This window comes from Polaribacter sp. (assembly GCF_049276715.1).
GTDB lineage: Bacteria > Bacteroidota > Bacteroidia > Flavobacteriales > Flavobacteriaceae > Polaribacter.
Window position 1 is genome coordinate 76,158 of record NZ_JBASWY010000005.1, and the last position, 22,255, is coordinate 98,412.

Consider the following 22,255-nt stretch of genomic DNA (forward strand, 5'->3'; position numbering starts at 1 on the left):
AATTATTTTTTAGAATCTGCCAAAATAGCATAAATCTCTATTCCCAATCCAATAATAACCAATGTTGGTGCTAAACGAATTCTTTGCCAATTGTAAATTTCTTCGTTAAAAACTTCTGGATTATCACTACCTCCACCCACCATGAAAATAAAGCCTATTGCAATAAATGCTATGCCCACTAACATAATGATATAGTTTTTTTTACCAAATAAAAACTCTTTTTGTTGCGTGTTTTCGTTATTCATATCTTAATAATAAAGTTCGTCTGTTTGTAGGTTTAAAAAACGTTGGGTTGCAAAAAAAGTACTAAACCATGTAATTAAAAATGCAGATAAAAGCACACCAGACGCAATGTAAACTAAGGTTGTATAATCTTCTAAAAGGTATAAACTTGGTGCGTATTTATCGATATAAAAAATAACAATTGCCAAGCCAATTAAAGCTAAAATTGCCCCAATAATTCCTAATTTTATACTTCTTAAAATGAATGGTTTTCTTATAAAACCTTTGGTAGCTCCTACCATTTGCATGGTTTTTATGTTAAATCTTTTTGAGTAAATTGATAATCGAATGGAGCTATTAATTAAAATAATTGCAATTAAGCCAAAAAAACTACTTAAAACCAACAACCAAAAACTAATTCTTTTGATGTTTTTAGTTAACAGATTTATTAGAGGTTTATCATAAGAAACATCTGCAACAAATGCATTTGTTAAAAAACGGGTTTCCATTTCTTGCATATTTTCTGGGGTTACAAAATCTGCATTTAAATAGATATCTAAACCATTTTTAAGAGGGTTCTCCCCTAAAAATTTTAAAAAATCTTCCCCAATTTCTTCGCTATAATTTTTTGCTGCTTGCTCTTTGCTTGTGTAAATTACCATTCTTGCAAATGGTTCGCTTTCTAAAGATTCTTTAAAACTTTCTATTTGCTTTTGGGTTACTTTGTCTTTTAAAAAAAGAGTCATTGCCACCTTTTCTTTTACACGATTCGCAACTTTTGTAGATTTTAAAAGTATCAACCCTAAAATACCAACCATAAAAAGTACCAAAGCAATGCTAATTACAACTGAAATGTAAGAAGATTGTAAGCGTCTTTTTTGATAAGAATCATATTTTATAGACATATTATCACTTTTAAAATCGTTGCAAGATAATAATTAGTAAGCAGTTGATTGTAGTTGTTTGCAGTATTTTAACTATTCTATTTCTTGGCATAATTCAATAAGAACTCCATTGGTGGTTTTGGGATGCAAAAAAGCAACTAATTTATTATCTGCACCTTTTTTTGGAACATCATTTAAAACTGTAAAACCTTCCTTTTTAAGTCTTTTTATTTCTGCTTTTATATCATCTACAGCAAAAGCAATATGATGTATACCTTCTCCTTTTTTTTCTATAAATTTTGCAATTGGGCTCTCTGGATTTGTTGCCATTAACAACTCAACTTTATTAGGCCCAGATTTAAAGAAAGATGTTTTTACACCTTCTGTTAAAACCTCTTCTAATTTATAGTGAGATTTACCAAAAATGGAAGCAAAAAGTTGATTCGATTTTTCTAAATTTTTTACTGCTATTCCAATATGTTCTATTTTTTTCATAGTGTAAAATTGGTTGAACTAAAAAAAGCCTCAAAATAAAAATTTGAGGCTTTCCTTTTTATAAATTTTAATTTACTGCGTTAACACTTTCAAATTATCGATTTGAAAAGTTGCGGCATCACTTGTTGTTGAGGTATATTTAAAGGCTACAAAAACATTTCCACCTGCTGCTGCAGAAATATCTACTGCACCAGAAGACGTCCAAGAAGTCCAACTATTAACATTTGTGTCTAATGCTGGGCTTAACTTTACCCAAGTTCCGTTTGCTGCTACAGTTGGGTCTCCACCTGTATAATCTTTAGAATAGAAAAATTCTAAATCGTTACCACCAAACCTTTTAACGGTTTCGAAAATTACGAATGCACTTGAAGATGTTGAAATATCTATAGCTTTAGAAACTAACCAGTCTTCATTTGTTTTTGCTGAGCCACTATAACCTGAAGCTCTTGCTGCTGTTCCTGGATTTCCAAAAGTAGTTGTTCCCCAAGTTTCTGCACCAGAAATGTTGTAGGATGTCCAGTTTGTTGTTATGTTATTAAACTCTTCTACAAAAGTTTGGTTAAATGTAGAAATGTCTAAAGCTTCGCATTTAGCTCCCCCTAGTTTTACATCTGATGTAGAGTTTAGTGCTAAAACTAAATCGCTTCCATTGAATGTTTTAGACACTACTCCAGAAATTGTACCTCCTCCAGCAGGAATTGTTGAAAATTTAAAGTCTGCAAATGCACTGGTTTCTAAAATAAAATTTGCGATATCGAAACCACTACAACCATTAAAAATTCTTTGAGTATCGAATTGATCATCTGCATCCACATAAGTTTTACCAGCTAAATTATCTGCAAAAAATACATTTTGTACTTCTACAAACATTCCTATTTTTGCTTCATTAAGTTCAGAAATCAAAGCAGGTAAAGCTACTATTGCTTCGGTTTTTGAAGATCTAAACATTTTTGCAGTTACTTGATTTATGGAAAGATTTTCTACTTCATCATCATCATTTTTATCACCACCAATGGCAACTATACCATCTCCAGATCTAACTTCTCCAATAAATAATCCGTTTAAATCTATATAAATTTCTCTACCAATATTAAATTTATTGTAAGAATCTGTTAATTCCATAACAACTTTTATAGCTGCTGTTGGATTTTCTGCTTTATCTTGAATGTAAAGTTCTTTATAAAAATTACCTGTTTGATCTGATGATGTAACAAATCCTTTTACAACTGTATTCGAAGTAATTTCTGTTACTTGTCCATTAACAAATAATCCTTTTAAGTTCGCAACAGTAATTTCTGATTTTGTACCAGCTGTAATATCTGCTATAATTTTTACTACAGCATCATTTTCTGCAATACCTAAATCAGAAGGCACAGTGTAGTCTCCATCTTGCACACATGATGTGAATGAAATACTAGTTATAAAAGCTAGTAAAAGAATGATTATTTTATTTGTTTTCATTTTCGTTTATTTATTTTATTTAAAATCTTAAGTTCACATTTAAAAAGTAGGTTGTACCTCTTCCATACCAATATTTGTTTCCAAATACTGGGTTATCTAACGCTTTATCATCTCTTAATTGTCTGAAGTTTGCGTTTCTTCCTTGCTCAAATCCACCAGATTTGTATTCCTGGTTTAACAAGTTATTTACAGTTGCAAATACACTAATAAATTTATCACCAATTTTCCAAGATTTACCTCCAATTAAATTTACAACCATATAGTCATCAAATTTTTCTTGTTGTAATAAATCTCTTGCCAAAGCTGGGTCGTAATCTGCAAAAGGCAAACCATCTGCATCTTCATAAAAATTAGACGATCTAGTTAATGGAGCTACATCTACATAGGTATTTGTAAAAAAGTTAGCTGTTGCACCAACCCACCAATAATCTGGATCTCTATATTCGAACCCTAAAGAATATGCATTTTGTGGACCAGCTGCTAACTTATAGTTTTCAAGCAAAGCAACATAATCTTTCGATCTAAAATTACTATCAAAACCACCATTATCTGCAACATCTGAAGTTAAATATAAATTTGGATTGTTTGCATAGGTAAATTGACCTATTGAAGCTGCTCCTTTTAATTTAATTGTTGGAGTAACTTGGGCTTCCAGTCCTAATTCTAAACCAATATGTTTTCTTTCTATGCCTGTAAGAACTTCTTGAACGAATGCTGTATTATCTCCACCAACACCATCTGCAAAGTAAAATGATATTTCTGTTGCATCAGAAACATTTGTATAATAAGCTGTAAATCTAGAGGTGATAATAGGACTTCTTACAATGTAACTAAAGTCTGTTGAGAAAATCTTTTCACTTTGTAAATTATCTACTGTGTTATTGTTTTCTCTTGAATTAGAAAACGAGTTTCTTATAGTTGGTGCGTTAGTCATGTAAGCTACATTTGCGTCAATTAAATGACGTCCTGTAATTTTATAAGTTGCACCCGCTTTTACACCAAAATTTGTAAACTCTAACTTTTCTGACAAACCTAAAGAATTGTTTACAAAACGTCCATTTTGAAACAATCCTTCTCTTTGATGTGTTGTTTTAGAAACGTCTACAGCACCATAAAAATCTATTTTATTGTATTTAAACTGTGTTTGTAAATATGCTCCCATAACATCCGAATTTAGATTGTAATTATATCTAAAAACATCTCCTTCTCCAACTACTCTATTAGGATCCAATAAGTTATTTTGTTGACCATCTTGAGTGTTTGCAAAAGGGTTAACGTCTAAATAACCAATACCACCCAATAAATCGATTACTTCTGCAAAACTATTAGAGCGTAATCTTTTGTATTCTAATTTTGCATTTAAAGTGATATTGTTTGTTAATTCTGAATTTAAAATGGTATTTACAGTTAACTGTTTATCATCATTTCTGTCTTCGTATAAAACATAAGCATTGTTAACACCTACAGATGCGTTTGTAACGTTTGCGTCTATTATTCTATTCCAATCTACTTGACCATCTGCTCTAAAATCTTTTTGAGCCTCGTAAGCACCCCCTAAATCACCATTTCTTTCAAAAAAACTTGGTAAATATTGGTAATAAGTTGGACTTGGGTTTGCACCACCATTAAAATCTAAACGACTGTTACCAATTTTACCAAACTGATAAGCAATATTGGTTTGTAAAGAAGTTTTATCGTTTAAATCCCAATAATGATTTAACATTAAAATTGGCTCTTCTACTTCTTTAATTCGAGAGTTTGTTTTTCTTCCATTCAAATATCCCCAATATTCATTGTAAGCAATTCCTTTTAAATCAATTACTTCTTGAGTTGCAGGAGAAGATTTACCTCTTCTGTTTGGTGTAAAAATAGAAGTAAAAGTTAAACTGTGGTTTTCATTAATCTTCTTTTCTAAAGCACCAAAAATTGAGTACGCATTATAAGTTGTTCCTTCGTTAAAGCCTTCTAAACCCGATCTTCTACTCGCAGAGAACGTGAAAGACCAATCATCTTCCATAATTCCAGAAGAATAAGTAGCCATAAGTCTATGCACATAACTTCTGTTAGAAGAGGAATAACTAATTCTTGTACCTGCTCTTTGCTCTGATGGCCTTGTGTTAATATTGGTTGACCCTAAAACACCTCCAAAAGTATAGTTTGATGGAGCCAATCCATTACTGAATTCTTGGTTTCTTAATACATCATTTAAGCCACCCCAATTACTCCATTGAGCTCTACCATCGTACAATTTGTTCATTTCTATTCCATTGATAAGCACTTTACCATAACCAGAATCTAAACCTTTAATTCTAAAAAAGGAAGAACTAAACTCAAAAGCTGCACTTCTTAAAAAGATATCTTGTGTAGCTTGTAGAAGTCCTGCAATATTATCTGCTGCACTTGCATCATCATTTAACTCATCGTCTGTAATGGTAATTAAACTTAAATCTCTGTCTTCAGTAACATCTCTATAAAGTAGAATGTTACCCAAATCTATCGTTTTTCCTGAAAACTCTAGAGGGAAATTTTGAATTTCAAAACCTACTAGTTTAATTTCTAAAATGTAACTTCCATTTGGAATGTCTTTTAACAAAAAAGAACCACTTGCATCAGTCATTTGCTTAGATGATGTATCTTTCACACTAACTAACACACCTTGCAATGGCTTTTCAGAATCGCTATCTGTAACAATTCCTTTCACAATATTTTGTGCATTAATTCCTGTTAGAAAAAATAACATTATAAATATTGAAAAAATAATTTTTCTCATAAACGTTTGTTTGTATTTTTATATTTTTTAGCAAATAATTGCATGCAAAATTAACAAATTTTAACAAACTCTAATGTTAAAATAACATTATATCATCTTTGGCTTGAATATTGTTTTATAAATTTGTCAAATAAATAATTAAAAATGAAAAAATATTTACCATTTCTAACAATTCTTTTTTTTGTAATTTTTACAAGTTACTCTCAAGATAAAGGAAAAAAATACAATATTAGAACGATTGCTTTTTACAATGTAGAAAATTTATTTGATACCATTAACGACACTTCCATTAACGACGAAGCTAGCCCAATGATGGAACTTAAGGCGAACAGATCTCAGATATACTGGGATAAAATAGACAAAATAGGAAGCGTAATAGCACAGATTGGAGAAGATATGGCAAATACCAGCCCTGCAATTATTGGGGTTTCTGAGGTAGAAAACCTAAGTGTTTTAGAAGATTTGGTAAAGTCGAAGCATATTGCCAGTAAAGATTATGGAATTATTCATTACGATTCTCCAGACAAACGTGGTATTGATGTGGCTTTACTATATCAAAAAAGATATTTTAAACCTGTTTATCACGAAGCATTTAATCCTAATATTTACAGGGATGGCTACAAAGTATATACAAGAGATCAATTGTTGGTATCTGGTTATTTAGATGATGAATTAGTGCATATTATTGTAAATCATTGGCCTTCCAGAAGTGGTGGAGAAGCAAAAAGCAGACCTTCGCGTGAAAAAGCGGCTTATCAAAATACAAAAATTATAGAAAAAGTTAGAGAAAAAGACCCAAATGCCAAGATTATAATTATGGGCGATTTTAATGACGATCCAACAAATACCAGCTTTAAAGAAGTTTTAAAAACTAAAAGTGATAAAAGCGAAGTTGGTGATTTAGATATTTACAATCCTTACGAAGATTTGCACAGAAGAGGTTTTAACACCTTAGGCTATAGAGATAATATTAATTTATTTGATATGGTTTTAATTTCTTCTCCTCTACTAGATAAAGGAGAAAAAGATTTTTCGAGCTATAAAATGTTTAAAGCCATGATTTTTAACAAGCGCTTTTTAACCGGTAGAACTGGCCAGTTTAAAGGATATCCTTTTCGAAGTTTTTCTTATGGTGGTTATACAGGTGGTTATTCAGATCATTACCCAGTATATATGTACCTGATTAAAGAGAAAAAATAAAGTACTTTTTTTGCAAAACACAAAACCCCACAACTTTTAAGTTGTGGGGTTTTTTGATAAAAAATTATTGCCTTAATTATAGTTTATTCTGTTTCAGAAACAAACTTATAATATAAATATGTGTAAGCATCTCTAGGTATAATTGTAATCCACTTTTTGTGTTTTAAATACCATTTAAAACGAATTGAGTTTACTCCTTTGGTTAAATACGCAGCAATAAAAGGATGTATATGTAATTGTATCTTTTTATTGTCTTTAGAATTTGACATCAATTTTTCTAAATCTGCTTGAATTTTATCTAATAAAACTATTGGAGCCTCTACTTGTCCATTTGTATTTGGGTTGTCTTCGGTAGTTTTAATACTTAACTCTGGTCTAACCCTTTGTCTTGTAATTTGTACTAACCCAAATTTACTTGGAGGTAATATTTTATGTTTTGTTCTGTCGAAAGACATTTGCTCTTTTAAGTACTGAAACAGTTTATTCCTATTTTCAGTTTTATGCATATCAATAAAATCGATTACTATAATGCCTCCCATATCACGCAGTTGTAACTGACGTGCTATTTCAGCAGCAGCAATTAAATTTACTTCTAATGCTGTTTCTTCTTGAGAGCCTGCTTTGTTAGAACGATTTCCGCTATTAACATCAATAACGTGTAAAGCTTCTGTATGCTCTATAACTAAATAGGCACCTCTGCTCATAGAAACAGTTTTTCCGAACGAAGTTTTAATTTGTCTTTCAATTCCGTATTTCTCAAAAATAGGAACTGTAGAATCGTGCAGTTTTACAATATCTTCCTTTTCAGGATAAATTTCTTGCAAATACTCTTTAATTTCTACTTTCAAGGTTTCATCATTTGTAACAATGTTTGTAAATGTTTCATTCATAATATCTCTTAAAATAGAAGATGCTCTGTTTAATTCGCTCAGAATTTTGGTTGGCGTATTTGTATTTGCTATTCTTTTACACATTGTTTTCCAACGCTCTAAAGAGTTTTGCAAATCTTTATCTAGTTCTGCTACTTTTTTGCCTTCTGCAACCGTTCTTAAAATTACGCCAAAACCTTTTGGTCTTATACTTTTTGCTAATCTTTTTAAACGTTCTTTTTCTTTTGGATCTGCAATTTTTTGTGATACAGAAACTCTGTTAGAAAAAGGAACTAATACCAAAAATCTACCTGCAATAGAAAGTTCTGAACTTAATCTAGGACCTTTTGTAGAAATTGGTTCTTTTACTATTTGTACTAAAAGATTTTGTCCTGTTTTTAATACTTTGTTAATACTACCGTCTTTGTGGATGTCTTCCTCTTTCTGGAAATTTTTTAAAGTGAATTCTTTATACTTACCTGTGCTTACTTTCTTAATGAACGTATTTAATGAGTTTACTTGCGCACCTAAATCATGATAATGTAAAAACCCATCTTTTGGGTAACCTACATTTACAAAGGCTGCATTTAAACCTGTTAACACCTTTCCTATTTTGGCTAAAAAAATATCGCCAACAGAGAATTTGTTATCAGTTGTTTCATTATTTAATTCAATAAGTTTTCCATCTCTTAATAAGGCAAAATCAATATCAGATGAATTTGAACGAATTATTAATTCTGTTTTCATGCTGAACTGGTTTTAACACTGCACATTTTTGTGCAGATGGATTAATATTGTCAGGTATTTGTAATACCATTTGAGGTGTGTGTAACCTCGATGTCAATGAACTTTTTGTTTTTTTCGCTAAACTATAAACGAAAAAGTAAGCATTAGCTTACTTTTTCTTTTTATGTCTATTTGCTCTAGCTCTTTTCTTTCTTTTGTGCGTAGAGATTTTTGCTCTCTTTCTTTTTTTACCACTTGGCATAAATTCTGATGTTTTGAAAACCTTTAACGGTTTAGATTAATATTTTGTTACTTAACAGCCACTTTATTTTTTACACCTTCTGTAAAAGTTTTCGCTGGTTTAAAAGCTGGAATATTATGAGCAGGAATTTTAATAGTAGTATTCTTAGAAATATTTCTACCTGTTTTTTCTGCTCTTGTTTTGATAATAAAACTACCAAATCCTCTTAAATAAACGTTATCACCACTTTCCAATGCATCTTTCACTTCAGTCATAAATGCTTCTACAGTTGCCAAAACATCTGTTTTTTCTATTCCTGATTTATCTGAAATTTTTGATACGATATCTGCTTTCGTCATGTTCTTTATTTTTACTTTTTTTATTAAATTAATTCCAAAAATGCGGATGCAAATATATGATAATTAATCAATTCCAAAAACAATAAGACTTAAAATTATGTGAATTTTAAAATGTAATATTGCATTTCTATTTTTTTAAAATGATTTTTTCTAACACATTAATTTACTGGTACTTACAAAATAATAGAGATTTACCTTGGCGTAAAACTAAGAATCCATATTTTATTTGGCTATCAGAAATTATGCTTCAGCAAACAAGAGTTGCTCAAGGTTTGGCTTATTATGAGAAATTTACACACCAATTTCCAACAGTTTTCGACCTTGCAAAAGCAGATGAAACCACCGTTTTAAAAATGTGGCAAGGACTTGGATATTACTCTAGAGCAAGAAATTTGCATTTTACTGCAAAACAGATTGCGAATGAGTTTAATGGCGAATTTCCAGAAACATTTAAAGAAATTATAAAACTAAAAGGAATAGGCGATTATACAGCCTCAGCAATTGCTTCTATTTGTTTTAATAAACCAACAGCTGTTGTAGATGGAAATGTGTACAGAGTTTTAGCTAGATATTTTGGCATTAAAACAGCCATAAATTCATCAGCAGGTATAAAAGAGTTTAAAAAATTAGCACAAACTTTGCTTGATGAAACTCAACCAGGCACTTTTAACCAAGCAATTATGGACTTTGGTGCCTTACATTGCAAGCCTCAAAATCCACTTTGTGAAACTTGTCCCTTTTCTAATAGTTGCGTAGCTTTAGAAAAAAATCTGATAAAAGAAATACCTGTTAAAGAGAAAAAAACGAAAGTTAGAAATCGTTATTTTAATTTTCTGGTGGTTAAAACTAATGATGATAAAACCATTTTAAAAGAAAGAAAAGGAAAAGGAATTTGGCAAGGATTGTATCAATTTCCTTTACTTGAAAGTGATAAAATAATTGATAAAAATGAATTGATGTCATCAGAAAAATTTATCAATTTATTTCAAGAGGAAACTACTATTTCTCTTTTCAACAAAAAAGAAATTGTGCATAAATTATCTCATCAACATTTAAATACGCAATTCTGGATCGTAGAAACTAAAAATTTATACGAAGCAAAAACGAAATGGTCTGACATAGAAAAATATCCTGTACCTGTTTTAATTGCAAATTTTTTAGACAAATATCAACCAAAAAGTAATTAATATTTTTAGTACTTTTGATATACTAAATAATTTATCAGTTCTAGTGATTTTTTGAATTGATAAATGATAAAAATTGTATCGAGAACATGGCAGGAACTATAAATAAAGTAATTTTAATTGGCAATTTAGGCGATGATGTGAAGATGCATTATTTTGATGATAAAAATAGTGTTGGACGTTTTCCTATTGCAACCAGCGAAAGTTATACAAGCAAGCAAACAGGTGAAAAAGTTACCACCACAGATTGGCACAACATTGTTGTTAGAAATAAATTAGCAGAAATTTGCGAGAAATATTTATCGAAAGGAGACAAAGTTTATTGTGAAGGAAAACTAAAAAATAGACAATGGGAACAAGATGGAGTAAAACGTTACTCCACTGAAGTTCAAGTTACAGAAATGACTTTTTTATCTACCAAAAAGAGTACAGAAAACAGCCAAGATAATCATCAACCAAACAACGAATCATCATCTACAAAATCAAAATCTGTAACAACAGAAGAAGATGACGATTTACCATTTTAATCAATAAAAATTATACCATTTGGACCCAGATCCTGAACCTTTATTTATTTTATTTTCATCAATTGATTTTCTTTCTGCTATTAACGCTATTGCAATAATTATTTTACTTATCAGTTCTGCAATAATTTCTGGAACAGAAGTTGCTTTTTTTTCTCTTTCACAAACAGATTTAAATCAACTGTCTAGTGATGGTAAAAAGGAAAATATTATTGTAACTTTATTGGAGAGGCCAAGAAAATTATTGGCTGCAATTTTAATTACAAATAACTTTATAAATATTCTAATTGTTTTACTATTTGCTTCTTTAGCAGATAATTTATTTGGCGATTTTAACTACGAATTAGATCTTCATTATTTTAAAATTCCTATTCGATTTTTAATCGAAGTTATTTTAGTTACTTTCTTAATTTTATTGTTTGGTGAAGTGTTACCTAAAGTGTATGCCTCTAGAAATGCCCTTCGTTTTTCTAAAACAATGTCTAAGTTTATTCATGTAATTAACGTTCTTCTAACACCTTTTACACTGCCTTTAATTGCGCTTACAAAATTTATAGAGAGGAAGTTAGGTAATAAAAATTCTAGCTTTTCTGTGGAAACTTTATCACAAGCATTAGAACTAACTTCTGAAGGAGCAACTACCAAAGACGAACAAAAAATTTTAGAAGGAATCGTAAATTTTGGGAACACAGAAACAGTGCAAATAATGAAACCTAGAATTGATATTTTTGCACTTTCAGATGAAGAATCTTACGAAAATGTTTTGGCTAAAATTTTAGAAAATGGCTATTCTAGAAACCCTGTTTACAAAGATAATATAGACAATATTATTGGTGTTTTATACGCAAAAGATTTGTTAGCCCATTTAAATAAAAAAAGTTTTAAATGGCAAAGTTTGTTAAGAGAAGCTTTTTTTGTGCCAGAAAACAAAAAATTAGATGACTTATTAGACGATTTTAGATCTCGAAAAAATCATTTGGCAATTGTGGTCGATGAATATGGAGGAACAAGTGGCTTGGTTACTTTAGAAGATGTTATAGAGGAAATTGTAGGCGACATCAACGATGAATTTGATGATGAAGATTTACACTACTCTAAAATAGATGAAAACAATTATATTTTTGAAGGAAAAACAACCATAAAAGATTTTTGCAGAGTTTTAGACGATGAAGATGAAGAAATTTTTGAGCAAGAAAAAGGTGAAAGTGAAACTTTAGCTGGCTTTATTTTAGAAATTTCTGGCAAGTTCCCTAAAAAAGGAGAGAAAATAAACTTTAAGAATTATACGTTTACTATAGAAGCGTTAGATAAAAAACGCATCAAACAAGTAAAAGCAACTCGCAATGCGTAATATTTTTCTCTCTTCTCTTTTCTTTCTTCTCTTTTTTCTTGTTTCTTGTAATGATGCAGTTCTGCCAAAACCAAAAGCCTATTTAAGTTTAGAGTATCCTAAAAAAGAATATAAAACATTAGAACTAGAAAGACCTTATTCTTTTGAAATTGAAAAGAATACAAAAATTATTAATGATAAAAATAATTGGCTGAAAATTAAATATCCGAACTTAAAAGCATCAATAGATATTACATACAGACCTATAGAAAACAATTTACAAGAACTTTTAGTAGAAGCAGAAAAATTGGTTTTTAAGCATGCTGTAAAAGCTGATGAAATTAAACCCAAAGACTTTGTAAACCCTAAAAAAAGAGTATTTGGCAGTTTGTATGAAATTACAGGAAATGCAGCATCACATTTACAATTTCATATAACAGACAGCACAAATCATTTTATAAAAGGTTCTTTGTATTTTTATGCAAAACCAAATTACGATTCTATTTTACCTGCAGTAGCCTATATTAAAGAAGATATTTTGCATTTGATTGAGACTTTAGACTGGAAATAAAAGTCCATCCTACCCTTGCCAAAGGTAAAGAACTACTTTTTTAGCTAAAGCAATAGGTTTTTTTAGTCTTGTCTCTTGAATCTTTTCTTTCCTGTCTCAAATAAAACTAAACAATCTCCATTTTCTTCAACAAAAAGGAAGCATTCATATTCTTGCAAACTCCGTTTTTTAAAGCGTAATCAAAGTAAAGTTCATTATTTACAATTTCAGCATCAAAATAATAGTTTTTTATAGTTGGGAACTCATTTTCCAAATCGCACAAACTCACATCGTGTGTTGCAATAATTCCTGTAGATTTAGATTTCGTTAGCTTTTCTACAAACTTTTTAGAGCCAATGGCTTTGTCTTTACTATTGGTTCCTTTTAAAATTTCATCTAAAATTATTAAATAGTCTTCATTCTCAATTTTATCAACAATAAACTTTAAACGTTTTAATTCAGAATAAAAATACGATTCATCTTCTGTTAAAGAATCTGTTGTCCTCATACTCGTAATTAACTTTATAGGTTTGTATAAAAACGATTTTGCACAAACAGGCAAACCACAATTTGCCATCACAATTGATAAAGAAACCGTTCTTAAAAAAGTACTTTTCCCAGCCATATTTGCCCCTGTAACAATAAAAAACTGTTCATTATTTATGGTAAAATCGTTGTCTATTCTTTTATCAACTTTTAATAAAGGGTGTCCTAAATTACTAGCTTTTATAATTTCTGTTGATTCAATTATTTCTGGAAAAACAAAATTTGGATGATTGAATTTAAAATTCGCCAAAGAGTTTTGAGCATCAAAATATGCCACAACTTCAAACCACTTTTCCACAGTTTGTTTATATTGTAGAAGCCATTTTTCTACTTTGCAAGCATTATAAATTTCAAATAAAAAAAGTCCATTTCCAACGATAGCAATCACGTCGTTATTTCTTTGATCGAAACTGTTTAAAATTTTAGAAATTTCTTTAAAAATTTCTGAAGCTTTTTTATCCTCAGAATTGATAACTTTTTGCTTCTCTTTTAAGTTTTTAGCATTAAAAACTTTATTTTCAATCTCGTTTAATAATTGATGATATTGCTTAAAAGTATCGCTAACCTTATCTATTTCTGTATAAATTTGACTTGTTTTTTTTATATATCTACTTGCAACAAAAAGACCTATAAAAAACCAGATAATTAAATAGGTAAATGAGACAAAACCAAAAGAAATAAGCAAAATTAAAAGAAGAGAAATAATTGAAAAACCCAATTGAATTATCTTAGAAAATTTTGGTAAAATAGTGGTATAATTTTTAATCCATTGCACTGTGAAATCTGCACTCTTTTTAACCGAAACCAAACTTGCTAAAGCCGAAAAATGCTGACGCCATTTCACGTTTTCTGAAAGCTCTTCAATTACTTCATGCTTATGCAGAATTCCATCTATTTTATTTTCTGTAAATGTGTTTGCTAATTTTATTTTTCCATCATTTGTTTTTGTTCTATTTATATATTGAAAAAAAGAACCTTTGCCAAACAAATCAATGTCATTGCTATAAAAATGAGACGGATTTACAAATTCTAAACCAGTATCTAAATGATGAAAATCTCGATTTAAAACTCGTATTTCTATTGTATTAATGTCAATTTTTGCATCAATAATTTCTTTTTCTTTTTTAATGTTGATAAATTTTAAAACCAAAAAAGTAAATAGGCCAATCCCCAAAAAAGCGATGATAAATACAACTGGATAATCACCAAAGGTTGTATAAACTAAAAAGCAAATTGTTAAGAAAATGGCGAATCTAAAAATACCTAAATTTAAAAGTTTACTTTTTAGTTTAGAAGACTCGCTTTCTAGTTCAGCTTTTTGCTGATTGTAAAAATCTAAAGGGTTTATCATCTATATTATTTTCGTTCTAAAAACTTTATTTTAAGAGTTTCTGCCAAATCTCTTCCATACAAAACAGCGTGATCTACTTCATCAAAAATGGCAATTTCAAATCTATTATTTCTAATATCCCAAATGTTTACTTCACATTCATTTCTACTATTTAAAAAGGTAGAAACTCTATCTAATTTTTTAAATTCTTTCCAAGTTCCATAACCAATTGGTCCTACATAATAAAATTTTCGATACTTCATCTCTTCAAAATTAAAATGAAAACTTACGTTTAAAGAAAATCTAACAGCAAAAAATAGTAAAATGAAAATTGAATAGAACCCATTTCTCATTTCTATGTATTCGTGAATTCTGACAAATTTTTTGTGAAGAACAAAATAATTATAAATAAGAAAAATAGCAGTTGCATAAAATAAAGCAGCTAAAATTCTGCTTAAAAGAAATCTTTTACCAAAAGATATAACAACTATTTTTTTATCCATTACTCATAACTAGAAATTCCACCAGTTAAATTTAATACTTTTAAATCAGGATATTTATTTTTTAATTTTTCGGTTGCTTTGTAACTATTTAAGCCTCTTTGACAAACCATGACATAGGTTTTATTATAATCAATATCGATTTTTTCAGCATCAAAATTGTTAATGTGAATGGTTTGATTTACTTTAAAAGGTAATTTTAAATTTTCTAAAACCGCAATAATTTCTAGATTTCTCGACTGCGTTCGAAATGACAAGCGTTGTTTTAATTCAGCTGCAGATATTTGCCAATCAGCATTTTGACTTGCACAAACCACATCAACATATGTTTGTACTTTAAAAATCTTCTTAATTTTTTCTTTGGTAAAAACCGATTTCAACTTCATTTTAAACTGTGTATTTTGCAACGAATTATAAATTAGCAATTCGTTTGTTAAGGGTTTTCCTATTCCTGTAATAATTTTTAAAACCTCATTAACTTGCTGCATTGCAATGATTCCTACAATAGAATTTAACGTTCCAGCTTCTTCACAATTAGGAATATCTGTGCTTTCGAGCGAAGACGAGAAATCTGGAAAAGCATCTCTTAAATTTGCTGAGTAATTTCCATCTTTTTGCAATACATTAAAAGTTGCAACATAACCATCAAACTTGTACAAAGAACCATATACCAAAGGTTTGTTTTGGATGACACAAGCGTCATTTAACAAATATTTAGTGGGTAGCGAATCTGTTCCATCCACAACAATATCAACGTTTTCAATCAGCTCAAAAACATTCTCTTTTGTGATTGGTTTGTTCATGGAATTAACCTCTGTGAAAGGTGCTCTTTCTTTGATAAACTTACGTAGAACTTTAGATTTTGGTTTGCCAACATCTTTTAAACTATAAAAAACTTGTCTGTGTAAATTAGAAATATCAATTGTGTCAAAATCTACTAAATGAAGTTTTCCAACTCCACTTGAAGCCAAATACACTGCAATCGGACTTCCCAAACCTCCACAACCAACCACCAAAACTGATGCGTTTTGTAGTTTTTGTTGCCCAACTTCACCAATTTCTGATAAAGTAATTTGACGATTAAAAAGTTGATTTTTTGTTGGTTTCATAATCGATTATGAATCTCTTTTTTAGCCATTTCAAACTCTTCTTTTGTATTGATATTCCTGATAAAATCATCATCAATTTCTACGATTTCAACATCAGAATTAATTAACATTTTTCTTGGACAAGAATACCCTTGTGCCAAATATTGTAATAAAATAGGATATGCTTTGGGTTCGTAAATGGAAATCAGTGGCTCAACAAATTCCTTATTTTTTCCTTTAATTGCTGTCGCAACTTTACTCGGATTTCGATGTTTTAATAATTGTTGAATTATTTCATCATTTATAAAAGGAACATCTGTTGCCAACACTAACCAAGCTGAATTTGGGTCTTTTTGAAACGCAGAACAAATTCCGCCAAAAGGACCTAGATTTAGAAATTTATCTGAAATTTCATCCTCATTATTTATTACTTTTTCAACAGAATAAAACGTTTCTAAATTGCTATTTTCTAGTAATTCTTTTGCGAATTCTTTTTGTGGTTTCCCATAATAACTGAGTTCAGATTTATCTGTTCCCATTCTTGTGCTTTTTCCACCCACCAAAACCAAACCTTTTATGGGTGCAATTTTTTCTTGGATTAGGTTATTGATGTGCATAGAAATTTTATCAACCTGATCAATTGTATAACAAATTTTATTTTTGATTTTCGGATATTTCTCCACCAAAAAAGAAAAGAATTCGGTTTCCTTTTTTAGTTTGATAATAAATTGAATACTGTCTAATTGCTCTAATCTTTTTAAAACGGAAGCTTCTTTTGCTTCGTCTAAAATTAAAATTTGTTTGGCTCCTTGATAATGATTTCCATTGATAAAAACATAATCATATTGTGCAAAATCTAGACGTTGTTGATATACATTTACATACCCAGAAGTTGTAATTTGGACATTTCCTTTATGATGAAAAGTATATTCTGATAAAACGTAATTGCTGTCATCTCGAGCGCAGTTGATAGATTTTGCATGAGAAGCATCAAAATAAGCCAATTTATAGTTTGATAATTTTTCTGAAACTTTATGCACTAAGTCAGAAATAATAGTACAATTTGTGCCCAAAATAGCAATTTCATTGGGTGCAAAATTATCGCTATTTCTTCTTTCTAAGTTTGTATGTTTTTTGTGTTTACTCATTTTTTACTTTGTCATTACTGCAAAAGCAGAAATCTTATAATTTTTTACTCTTGGTGTTTTGGATTCCTGCCTACGAAGGAATGACAGAAGGATTAGCTGTTTTTAACATCCGATTTTCCTCCTGTTTTTTCTAACAACTTCACTTCTTTAATTACCATTTTTTGACTGATACTTTTGCACATATCATAAATAGTTAAGCAAGTAATATTTGCGCCAGTTAAAGCTTCCATTTCAACACCAGTTTTGCCTTCAATAGTTACTTTACAAAAAACTTCTATATTTTCTGAATCAATGATATTAATATCAATATCTACTCCATTAATTAATAATGGGTGACACATTGGAATTAATTCAGACGTTTTTTTTACACCTTGAATTCCTGCTATAATCGCCGTTTGAAAAACAGGTCCTTTTTTGGTAATTAATTCATCATTTGTAAAATGAGAAATCACTTCTTTTCCTAAAAACATCGTAGCTTTTGCAATTGCTGTTCTTTTGGTAATTTTCTTGTCAGAAACATTTACCATTTTAGGGTTGTTTTTGGAATTTAAATGTGTAAAATTCATTTAAATAGTTTTTAGTTTTAAATGTTTAGTTTTTAGTTATGTTGCCTTGAGAAGTTTTAACAATAGAAGTTAAAATTCTAATTAATTCGTGAATATCCAAAATTAATGAATTCACATCTAAATTTGTTAATTCACTTTCTTTTAATAATCGTAACCAATATTTAGTTTCTCTTGCTTCTTTTGAGGAAATAGACATTTTGGCAATAAAATCTCGCTTACTTTGTCCTGCCAAAGCCTCTTCTATATTTGCACCAATTGAAGTTCCACTTCTTAAAATTTGTTTTGAAATTATAAATTCTTTTTCTTGTTGCAACTGTTTATATAGCGAAATTATTTTTAAAGAAAATTCGAAACTTTTTCTTTGAACGATACTTTCTTTCATAACTCCTATTTTTTTACTTAACTCTCAAAACTAAACACTTAAAACTAATGATTATCGATATATGATTATTTTAAAAACTTCTCCTGATTTAAACTCGTTTTTATCATTTGGCAATTCAATAAAAGCATCTGCATTTACTAAACTTGTTAAATCTCCAGAACCATTTCCAATAATAGGAGTTGCAATTAAATGCCCAAATCTGTAGCTTAATTTTACTTGTAAAAAATAAGTTAAATTAGGTTTAAAAGTTACATCTTCTGCTAAAATTGCAGTTTCTTCTTGCTTTTCTAATCCTACTGATTTGAAATACCAAGGATAAAAATACGCCAAACAATTTACAAAAGTTGATACCGGATTTCCAGGAAACGCAAATATTTTACACATATTTGTCTGTCCAAACCAAAATGGTTTTCCAGGTCTTTGAGCAACTTGATGAAATAGTTTTTCTACCCCTAATTCTTTAAAAACTTCTGGTAAAAAATCGAACTTACCTTTGCTAACTGCTCCACTAAAAAGCAAAACATCATATTCTTTTAAATAGGTTTCAATTTTCTGTTTTAAAACTGGTTTGTCATCAGTAATGTGATCAGTCTCTGAATAAATTTGCAACCTTTCTAACAAAGAAACCAAAGTAAAAACATTGCTTCTTCTAATTTGATGTTCCAATGGAAATTGATGCACTTCAACCAACTCATCTCCTGTAGAAATAATCATCACTTTTGGCTGTTTGGCAACTTTTACAAATTCTTTTCCAACAGTTGCTAAAACACCAATTTCAGCTGAGGAAATAATAGTATTTTTAAAAATTAAAATATCTCCTTCAGATTTGTCTTTTCCTTTCTGATGAATATTCTGAAAGTGACAGACTTCATCTATTAAAATTTTTGCAATTCCGTTTTCAATCCTTACATCTTCATATCTAATAACAGTATTTGCATTTTTTGGCAAAACTGAACCTGTCATTACTTCTATGCAATTTTCGAGGTTTATTAAAGTGATTTGTTCACTTCCTGCAGCTTGAATTCCTTCAATTTTAAAACTTCTTTGTCCGTTTTTAAATGATGAAAAATCAATTACAATTCCATCCATAGAAACTCTATTAAATGGTGGAAAATCTCTGTCTGCAAAAATATCTTCTTTTAAAACTCTACCAACAGATTTTAGAAATGGAATTTCTTCAACTCCAAAATTTTGGGTTGAGTTTAAAATGATATTTTTTGCTTCTTTTACTGTAATCATCTATAAATGTTGAATAAAGTCCATTCTTTTTCCTAAAATTCTTATAATAAAAATCTCTTCTGATGCATCAAAAACATAAAAAATTACATGAGATTTATAACGATAATATTTCAGATTTCTCGCAAAAATTGAGGCATCTCTTGCTAATTCATTTCTTGAAGCCAACTCCTTAATAAACCTTTCTAATGAATTTACATAACTTTTAGCTTGATTACTCCCAAAAGTTTTAATTCCAAATTTATAAATACCAATAATATCCTTAGTAGCGGCTGTCGATAATTTATAAGTTCCCATTATCAACTTCTTTCATCAAATCAGAAATACTTTTAGAACTTACTCCGCTATTAAAGCCTTCATCTATTGCATTTTTTAATTCTAAAAGTTTTAAGTTTTCAGATTGATCTTTTCTTACTAAATCTCTTATATACTCACTATCGTTGGTAAAATCTCCTTTTTCAATTTGAAGACGAATCCATTCATTTTGTTGACTTGTAAATGTTATTGATTTTCTGACAGTTTCCATATTGAATCATTTTGATGCAATATAGTTATTTTTTGCATCACTTTAAATAAAGAAAATCTTTAGATATTTTTAGATTCTTGGCTACTAAGAAATGACAATGCTAATAAAACACTAGTATTTCTTCTCTTTGGTAATATTAAGATGGGCTTTTCTAACCTCCAATTGTACTCATACTTTCAGAAACGCTCCCTTTTTTTCTATTTGCTTCTGCAATAAATCCGTTTTCTGGTTTTTCTTTTATCAAACTTAAAAAAAGCTCTTTTAAATCGTCATTAGAGGCTCCTTTTCTTATAAAATCTCGCAAATTAAAAACTCCATCATCAAACAAACAATTTTTAAAAGTACCTGTACTTGTAATTCTAATTCGATTACAATCGTTGCAAATTGTTCTTGTAAATGCAGGAATTATGCCAACAGTTCCTAAATGATTATCAATTTTATAATTTCTAGAAGTTGACGATTTTTCTGATTTTATTTCAGCTACAGAAAACTCGGTTTTTATTTCATTTAAAATTTTATTAAATGTCCAATTCTCCTGCATTTCACGCTGACCTTTTCCATTAAAAGGCATTTCTTCAATAAATCGAACAGCAACATTTTTATCTTTTGTCAATCGAACAAAATCAACAATTTCATCTGTATTAAAACCTGATTGCACAACCACATTTAATTTTAAATTTAAACTGCTTTTTTCAAGCAATTCAAAAGTTTTATAAACTTCTGGAAAAACGTCTCTTCTTGTAATTTTCGCAAACTTTTCTCTTTGTAAACTATCGATACTTAAATTGATATTCTTTACTTTTTTAAGCTGCTCAATTTTATCAATATGATGCGAAATTAATGCACCATTTGTAGTGATGTTTATGGCATCTAACAAATCGTTATAAGACAACATTTCTAAAAACCCGACAAAGTCTTTACGCACAAAAGGTTCTCCTCCTGTTAAGCGCACTTTATTCACGCCTAATTCTGTTAATACACGAATTAAGCGATACATTTCTTTAAAAGTGAGTAACTCTTGTCTTGGAACGATATCAATTCCATGAGCAGGCATACAATATTGGCAGCGCAAATTACAGCGATCAGTAACTGCTAATCGCACATATTCTATTTGTCTTCCAAAACTGTCTGTTAATTTGCTCATTTAATTTGGTAGTTTTTTACTTACCAAGCCATACACAAAAGCTCCAATTAATGCTGAAAATAGCAATATGATTGCTGGTACTAACTCAAAACCCAACATTACAAAAATTGGCCCTGCACAAGCTCCAGAAATACCCCAGCCTAAACCAAATAAAGTTCCTCCAAAAATGGTGCTTACAACTCCTTTTTTCTTTGGTGTTGGGGCTATTTTATTCCCATTGATATCTTTTATTTTTCCACTTTTAAACAATTGCATAAAAACAAGAGAAACTGCGACTGCTCCACCTATAATTCCAAACATATGAAACGATTGAAAGCGAAACATTTCATAATATCTGAACCAAGAAATTGCCTCTGTTTTACTCAAAACAATTGCAAAAAATATACCTAATAATAAAAATCTACTATTTTTCATTTTAAAAAATTAAAGGGATGATAAACCAAGCTGCAATAATTCCTCCAATAAAGAAACCAATAACAGCTAATAAAGAAGGAAGTTGCAAGCTACTTAAGCCAGTTATTGCATGACCAGAAGTACAACCACCAGCATAACGTGTTCCAAAACCAACTAAAAAACCAGAAAGCACTAAAATGATAAACCCTTTTAGAGAGAGTGCTGATTCTGCACTAAAAATTTCAGCAGGAAAAAAGCTTTCACGCACATTTGTAAAACCAATTTCTTGCAATTCTTGAACTGTTTTTGGATTTAAATCTATACTTTGATTTGGAATTAAAAAATGATATGAAATAGCACCGCCTATAATTAAACCCATTACAAAAAGTAACGCAAAATCACGTTCTTTCCAATCCTTTTTAAAGTACTCAGAAATTTTTCCAGCGCCAGATATTGTACAAAGCGTTTCGAAATTTGTTGAAATTCCGAAATTTTTACCAAAATAAAAGTACAATAAAAGTGTAATTGCTATTAAAGGACCTCCTACATACCAAGGCCAAGGTTGTAATATAAAATCCATT

At 29.7% G+C, this 22,255-nt stretch carries 24 protein-coding genes; 5 read left to right on the top strand and 19 right to left on the bottom strand.

Features of this window, described 5'->3' with window-relative positions:
- Positions 1-2 precede the first annotated feature (2 nt).
- The 5 genes from WAO74_RS00725 to WAO74_RS00745 all read right to left on the bottom strand — a co-directional run bounded on the left by WAO74_RS00725 (position 3) and on the right by WAO74_RS00745 (position 5,832).
- Positions 3-245 (bottom strand): DUF3098 domain-containing protein, encoded by a 243-nt coding sequence (locus WAO74_RS00725; protein WP_422158843.1) that lies wholly within the window; start codon positions 243-245, stop codon positions 3-5.
- 3 nt (positions 246-248) lie between these two features.
- Complete coding sequence (locus tag WAO74_RS00730; protein ID WP_422158845.1) at positions 249-1,127, bottom strand: cell division protein FtsX; 879 nt, start codon at positions 1,125-1,127, stop codon at positions 249-251.
- A 72-nt stretch (positions 1,128-1,199) separates the two neighbouring features.
- Positions 1,200-1,601 (bottom strand): methylmalonyl-CoA epimerase, encoded by a 402-nt coding sequence (mce, locus tag WAO74_RS00735; RefSeq protein ID WP_422158847.1) that lies wholly within the window; start codon positions 1,599-1,601, stop codon positions 1,200-1,202.
- A 72-nt stretch (positions 1,602-1,673) separates the two neighbouring features.
- Entirely contained in the window at positions 1,674-3,062 is a 1,389-nt protein-coding gene (locus tag WAO74_RS00740; RefSeq protein WP_422158848.1) for a DUF5689 domain-containing protein, read from the bottom strand.
- 19 nt (positions 3,063-3,081) lie between these two features.
- Positions 3,082-5,832 (bottom strand): carboxypeptidase-like regulatory domain-containing protein, encoded by a 2,751-nt coding sequence (locus WAO74_RS00745; protein ID WP_422158850.1) that lies wholly within the window; start codon positions 5,830-5,832, stop codon positions 3,082-3,084.
- Between the two features lie 144 nt (positions 5,833-5,976).
- Between WAO74_RS00745 and WAO74_RS00750 the strand changes: the two genes are divergently transcribed.
- A complete protein-coding gene (locus tag WAO74_RS00750) occupies positions 5,977-7,032 on the top strand; it encodes an endonuclease/exonuclease/phosphatase family protein (RefSeq protein ID WP_422158851.1) in 1,056 nt (351 codons plus the stop codon).
- Between the two features lie 83 nt (positions 7,033-7,115).
- On the opposite strand, the gene WAO74_RS00755 is transcribed toward WAO74_RS00750, so the two are convergent.
- Together WAO74_RS00755 and WAO74_RS00760 are read right to left on the bottom strand one after the other, a co-directional pair.
- A complete protein-coding gene (locus WAO74_RS00755; RefSeq protein WP_422158853.1) occupies positions 7,116-8,648 on the bottom strand; it encodes an Rne/Rng family ribonuclease in 1,533 nt (510 codons plus the stop codon).
- 288 nt (positions 8,649-8,936) lie between these two features.
- A complete protein-coding gene (locus WAO74_RS00760; protein WP_298782135.1) occupies positions 8,937-9,227 on the bottom strand; it encodes an HU family DNA-binding protein in 291 nt (96 codons plus the stop codon).
- Positions 9,228-9,367: 140 nt separating this feature from the next.
- Here WAO74_RS00760 and mutY point away from each other — a divergent pair, with 140 nt between their 5' ends.
- The 4 genes from mutY (at position 9,368) to gldD (ending at position 12,836) form a co-directional block, all read left to right on the top strand.
- Positions 9,368-10,414 carry an A/G-specific adenine glycosylase gene (mutY, locus tag WAO74_RS00765; protein ID WP_422158854.1) on the top strand — a complete coding sequence of 349 codons (1,047 nt, stop codon included), beginning with the start codon at positions 9,368-9,370 and terminating at the stop codon, positions 10,412-10,414.
- An 86-nt stretch (positions 10,415-10,500) separates the two neighbouring features.
- Positions 10,501-10,938, top strand: coding sequence for a single-stranded DNA-binding protein (locus tag WAO74_RS00770; protein ID WP_422158855.1), 438 nt, complete (start codon positions 10,501-10,503; stop codon positions 10,936-10,938).
- A gap of 19 nt (positions 10,939-10,957) precedes the next feature.
- Positions 10,958-12,286, top strand: coding sequence for a gliding motility-associated protein GldE (locus WAO74_RS00775; RefSeq protein WP_422158856.1), 1,329 nt, complete (start codon positions 10,958-10,960; stop codon positions 12,284-12,286).
- Positions 12,279-12,836 carry a gliding motility lipoprotein GldD gene (gldD, locus tag WAO74_RS00780; protein WP_422158858.1) on the top strand — a complete coding sequence of 186 codons (558 nt, stop codon included), beginning with the start codon at positions 12,279-12,281 and terminating at the stop codon, positions 12,834-12,836. The genes WAO74_RS00775 and gldD overlap by 8 nt, the downstream gene beginning before the upstream one ends.
- A 106-nt stretch (positions 12,837-12,942) precedes the next feature.
- Here gldD and WAO74_RS00785 read toward each other — a convergent pair whose 3' ends face one another.
- The 12 genes from WAO74_RS00785 to WAO74_RS00840 all read right to left on the bottom strand — a co-directional run bounded on the left by WAO74_RS00785 (position 12,943) and on the right by WAO74_RS00840 (position 22,254).
- On the bottom strand, positions 12,943-14,712 hold the full coding sequence (locus WAO74_RS00785) for a MutS-related protein (RefSeq protein ID WP_422158859.1): 1,770 nt from the start codon (positions 14,710-14,712) through the stop codon (positions 12,943-12,945).
- Between the two features lie 5 nt (positions 14,713-14,717).
- On the bottom strand, positions 14,718-15,194 hold the full coding sequence (locus tag WAO74_RS00790; RefSeq protein ID WP_422158861.1) for a hypothetical protein: 477 nt from the start codon (positions 15,192-15,194) through the stop codon (positions 14,718-14,720).
- Positions 15,194-16,300: a HesA/MoeB/ThiF family protein gene (locus WAO74_RS00795; protein ID WP_422158862.1), complete on the bottom strand. Its 1,107-nt coding sequence runs from the start codon at positions 16,298-16,300 to the stop codon at positions 15,194-15,196. The genes WAO74_RS00790 and WAO74_RS00795 overlap by 1 nt, the downstream gene beginning before the upstream one ends.
- Positions 16,297-17,427, bottom strand: coding sequence for a molybdenum cofactor guanylyltransferase (gene mobA / locus WAO74_RS00800; protein WP_422158863.1), 1,131 nt, complete (start codon positions 17,425-17,427; stop codon positions 16,297-16,299). The genes WAO74_RS00795 and mobA overlap by 4 nt, the downstream gene beginning before the upstream one ends.
- Positions 17,428-17,519: 92 nt before the next feature.
- A complete protein-coding gene (gene moaC / locus WAO74_RS00805; protein ID WP_422158865.1) occupies positions 17,520-17,993 on the bottom strand; it encodes a cyclic pyranopterin monophosphate synthase MoaC in 474 nt (157 codons plus the stop codon).
- A 25-nt stretch (positions 17,994-18,018) separates the two neighbouring features.
- Positions 18,019-18,375, bottom strand: coding sequence for a four helix bundle protein (locus WAO74_RS00810; RefSeq protein WP_422158866.1), 357 nt, complete (start codon positions 18,373-18,375; stop codon positions 18,019-18,021).
- Positions 18,376-18,426: 51 nt separating this feature from the next.
- On the bottom strand, positions 18,427-19,614 hold the full coding sequence (locus WAO74_RS00815) for a molybdopterin molybdotransferase MoeA (RefSeq protein ID WP_422158867.1): 1,188 nt from the start codon (positions 19,612-19,614) through the stop codon (positions 18,427-18,429).
- Positions 19,615-19,908, bottom strand: a complete 294-nt coding sequence (locus WAO74_RS00820) for a type II toxin-antitoxin system RelE/ParE family toxin (protein WP_422158868.1) — start codon at positions 19,906-19,908, stop codon at positions 19,615-19,617. It abuts the gene before it with no gap.
- Positions 19,895-20,137 carry a type II toxin-antitoxin system ParD family antitoxin gene (locus tag WAO74_RS00825; RefSeq protein ID WP_422158870.1) on the bottom strand — a complete coding sequence of 81 codons (243 nt, stop codon included), beginning with the start codon at positions 20,135-20,137 and terminating at the stop codon, positions 19,895-19,897. Before WAO74_RS00825 ends, WAO74_RS00820 begins: the two co-directional genes overlap by 14 nt.
- A gap of 151 nt (positions 20,138-20,288) precedes the next feature.
- Positions 20,289-21,281: a GTP 3',8-cyclase MoaA gene (moaA, locus tag WAO74_RS00830; RefSeq protein ID WP_422158871.1), complete on the bottom strand. Its 993-nt coding sequence runs from the start codon at positions 21,279-21,281 to the stop codon at positions 20,289-20,291.
- On the bottom strand, positions 21,282-21,695 hold the full coding sequence (locus WAO74_RS00835; protein ID WP_422158872.1) for a YeeE/YedE thiosulfate transporter family protein: 414 nt from the start codon (positions 21,693-21,695) through the stop codon (positions 21,282-21,284).
- Between the two features lies 1 nt (position 21,696).
- Positions 21,697-22,254 (bottom strand): YeeE/YedE family protein, encoded by a 558-nt coding sequence (locus WAO74_RS00840; protein WP_422158874.1) that lies wholly within the window; start codon positions 22,252-22,254, stop codon positions 21,697-21,699.
- Between the last annotated feature and the right edge of the window lies 1 nt (position 22,255).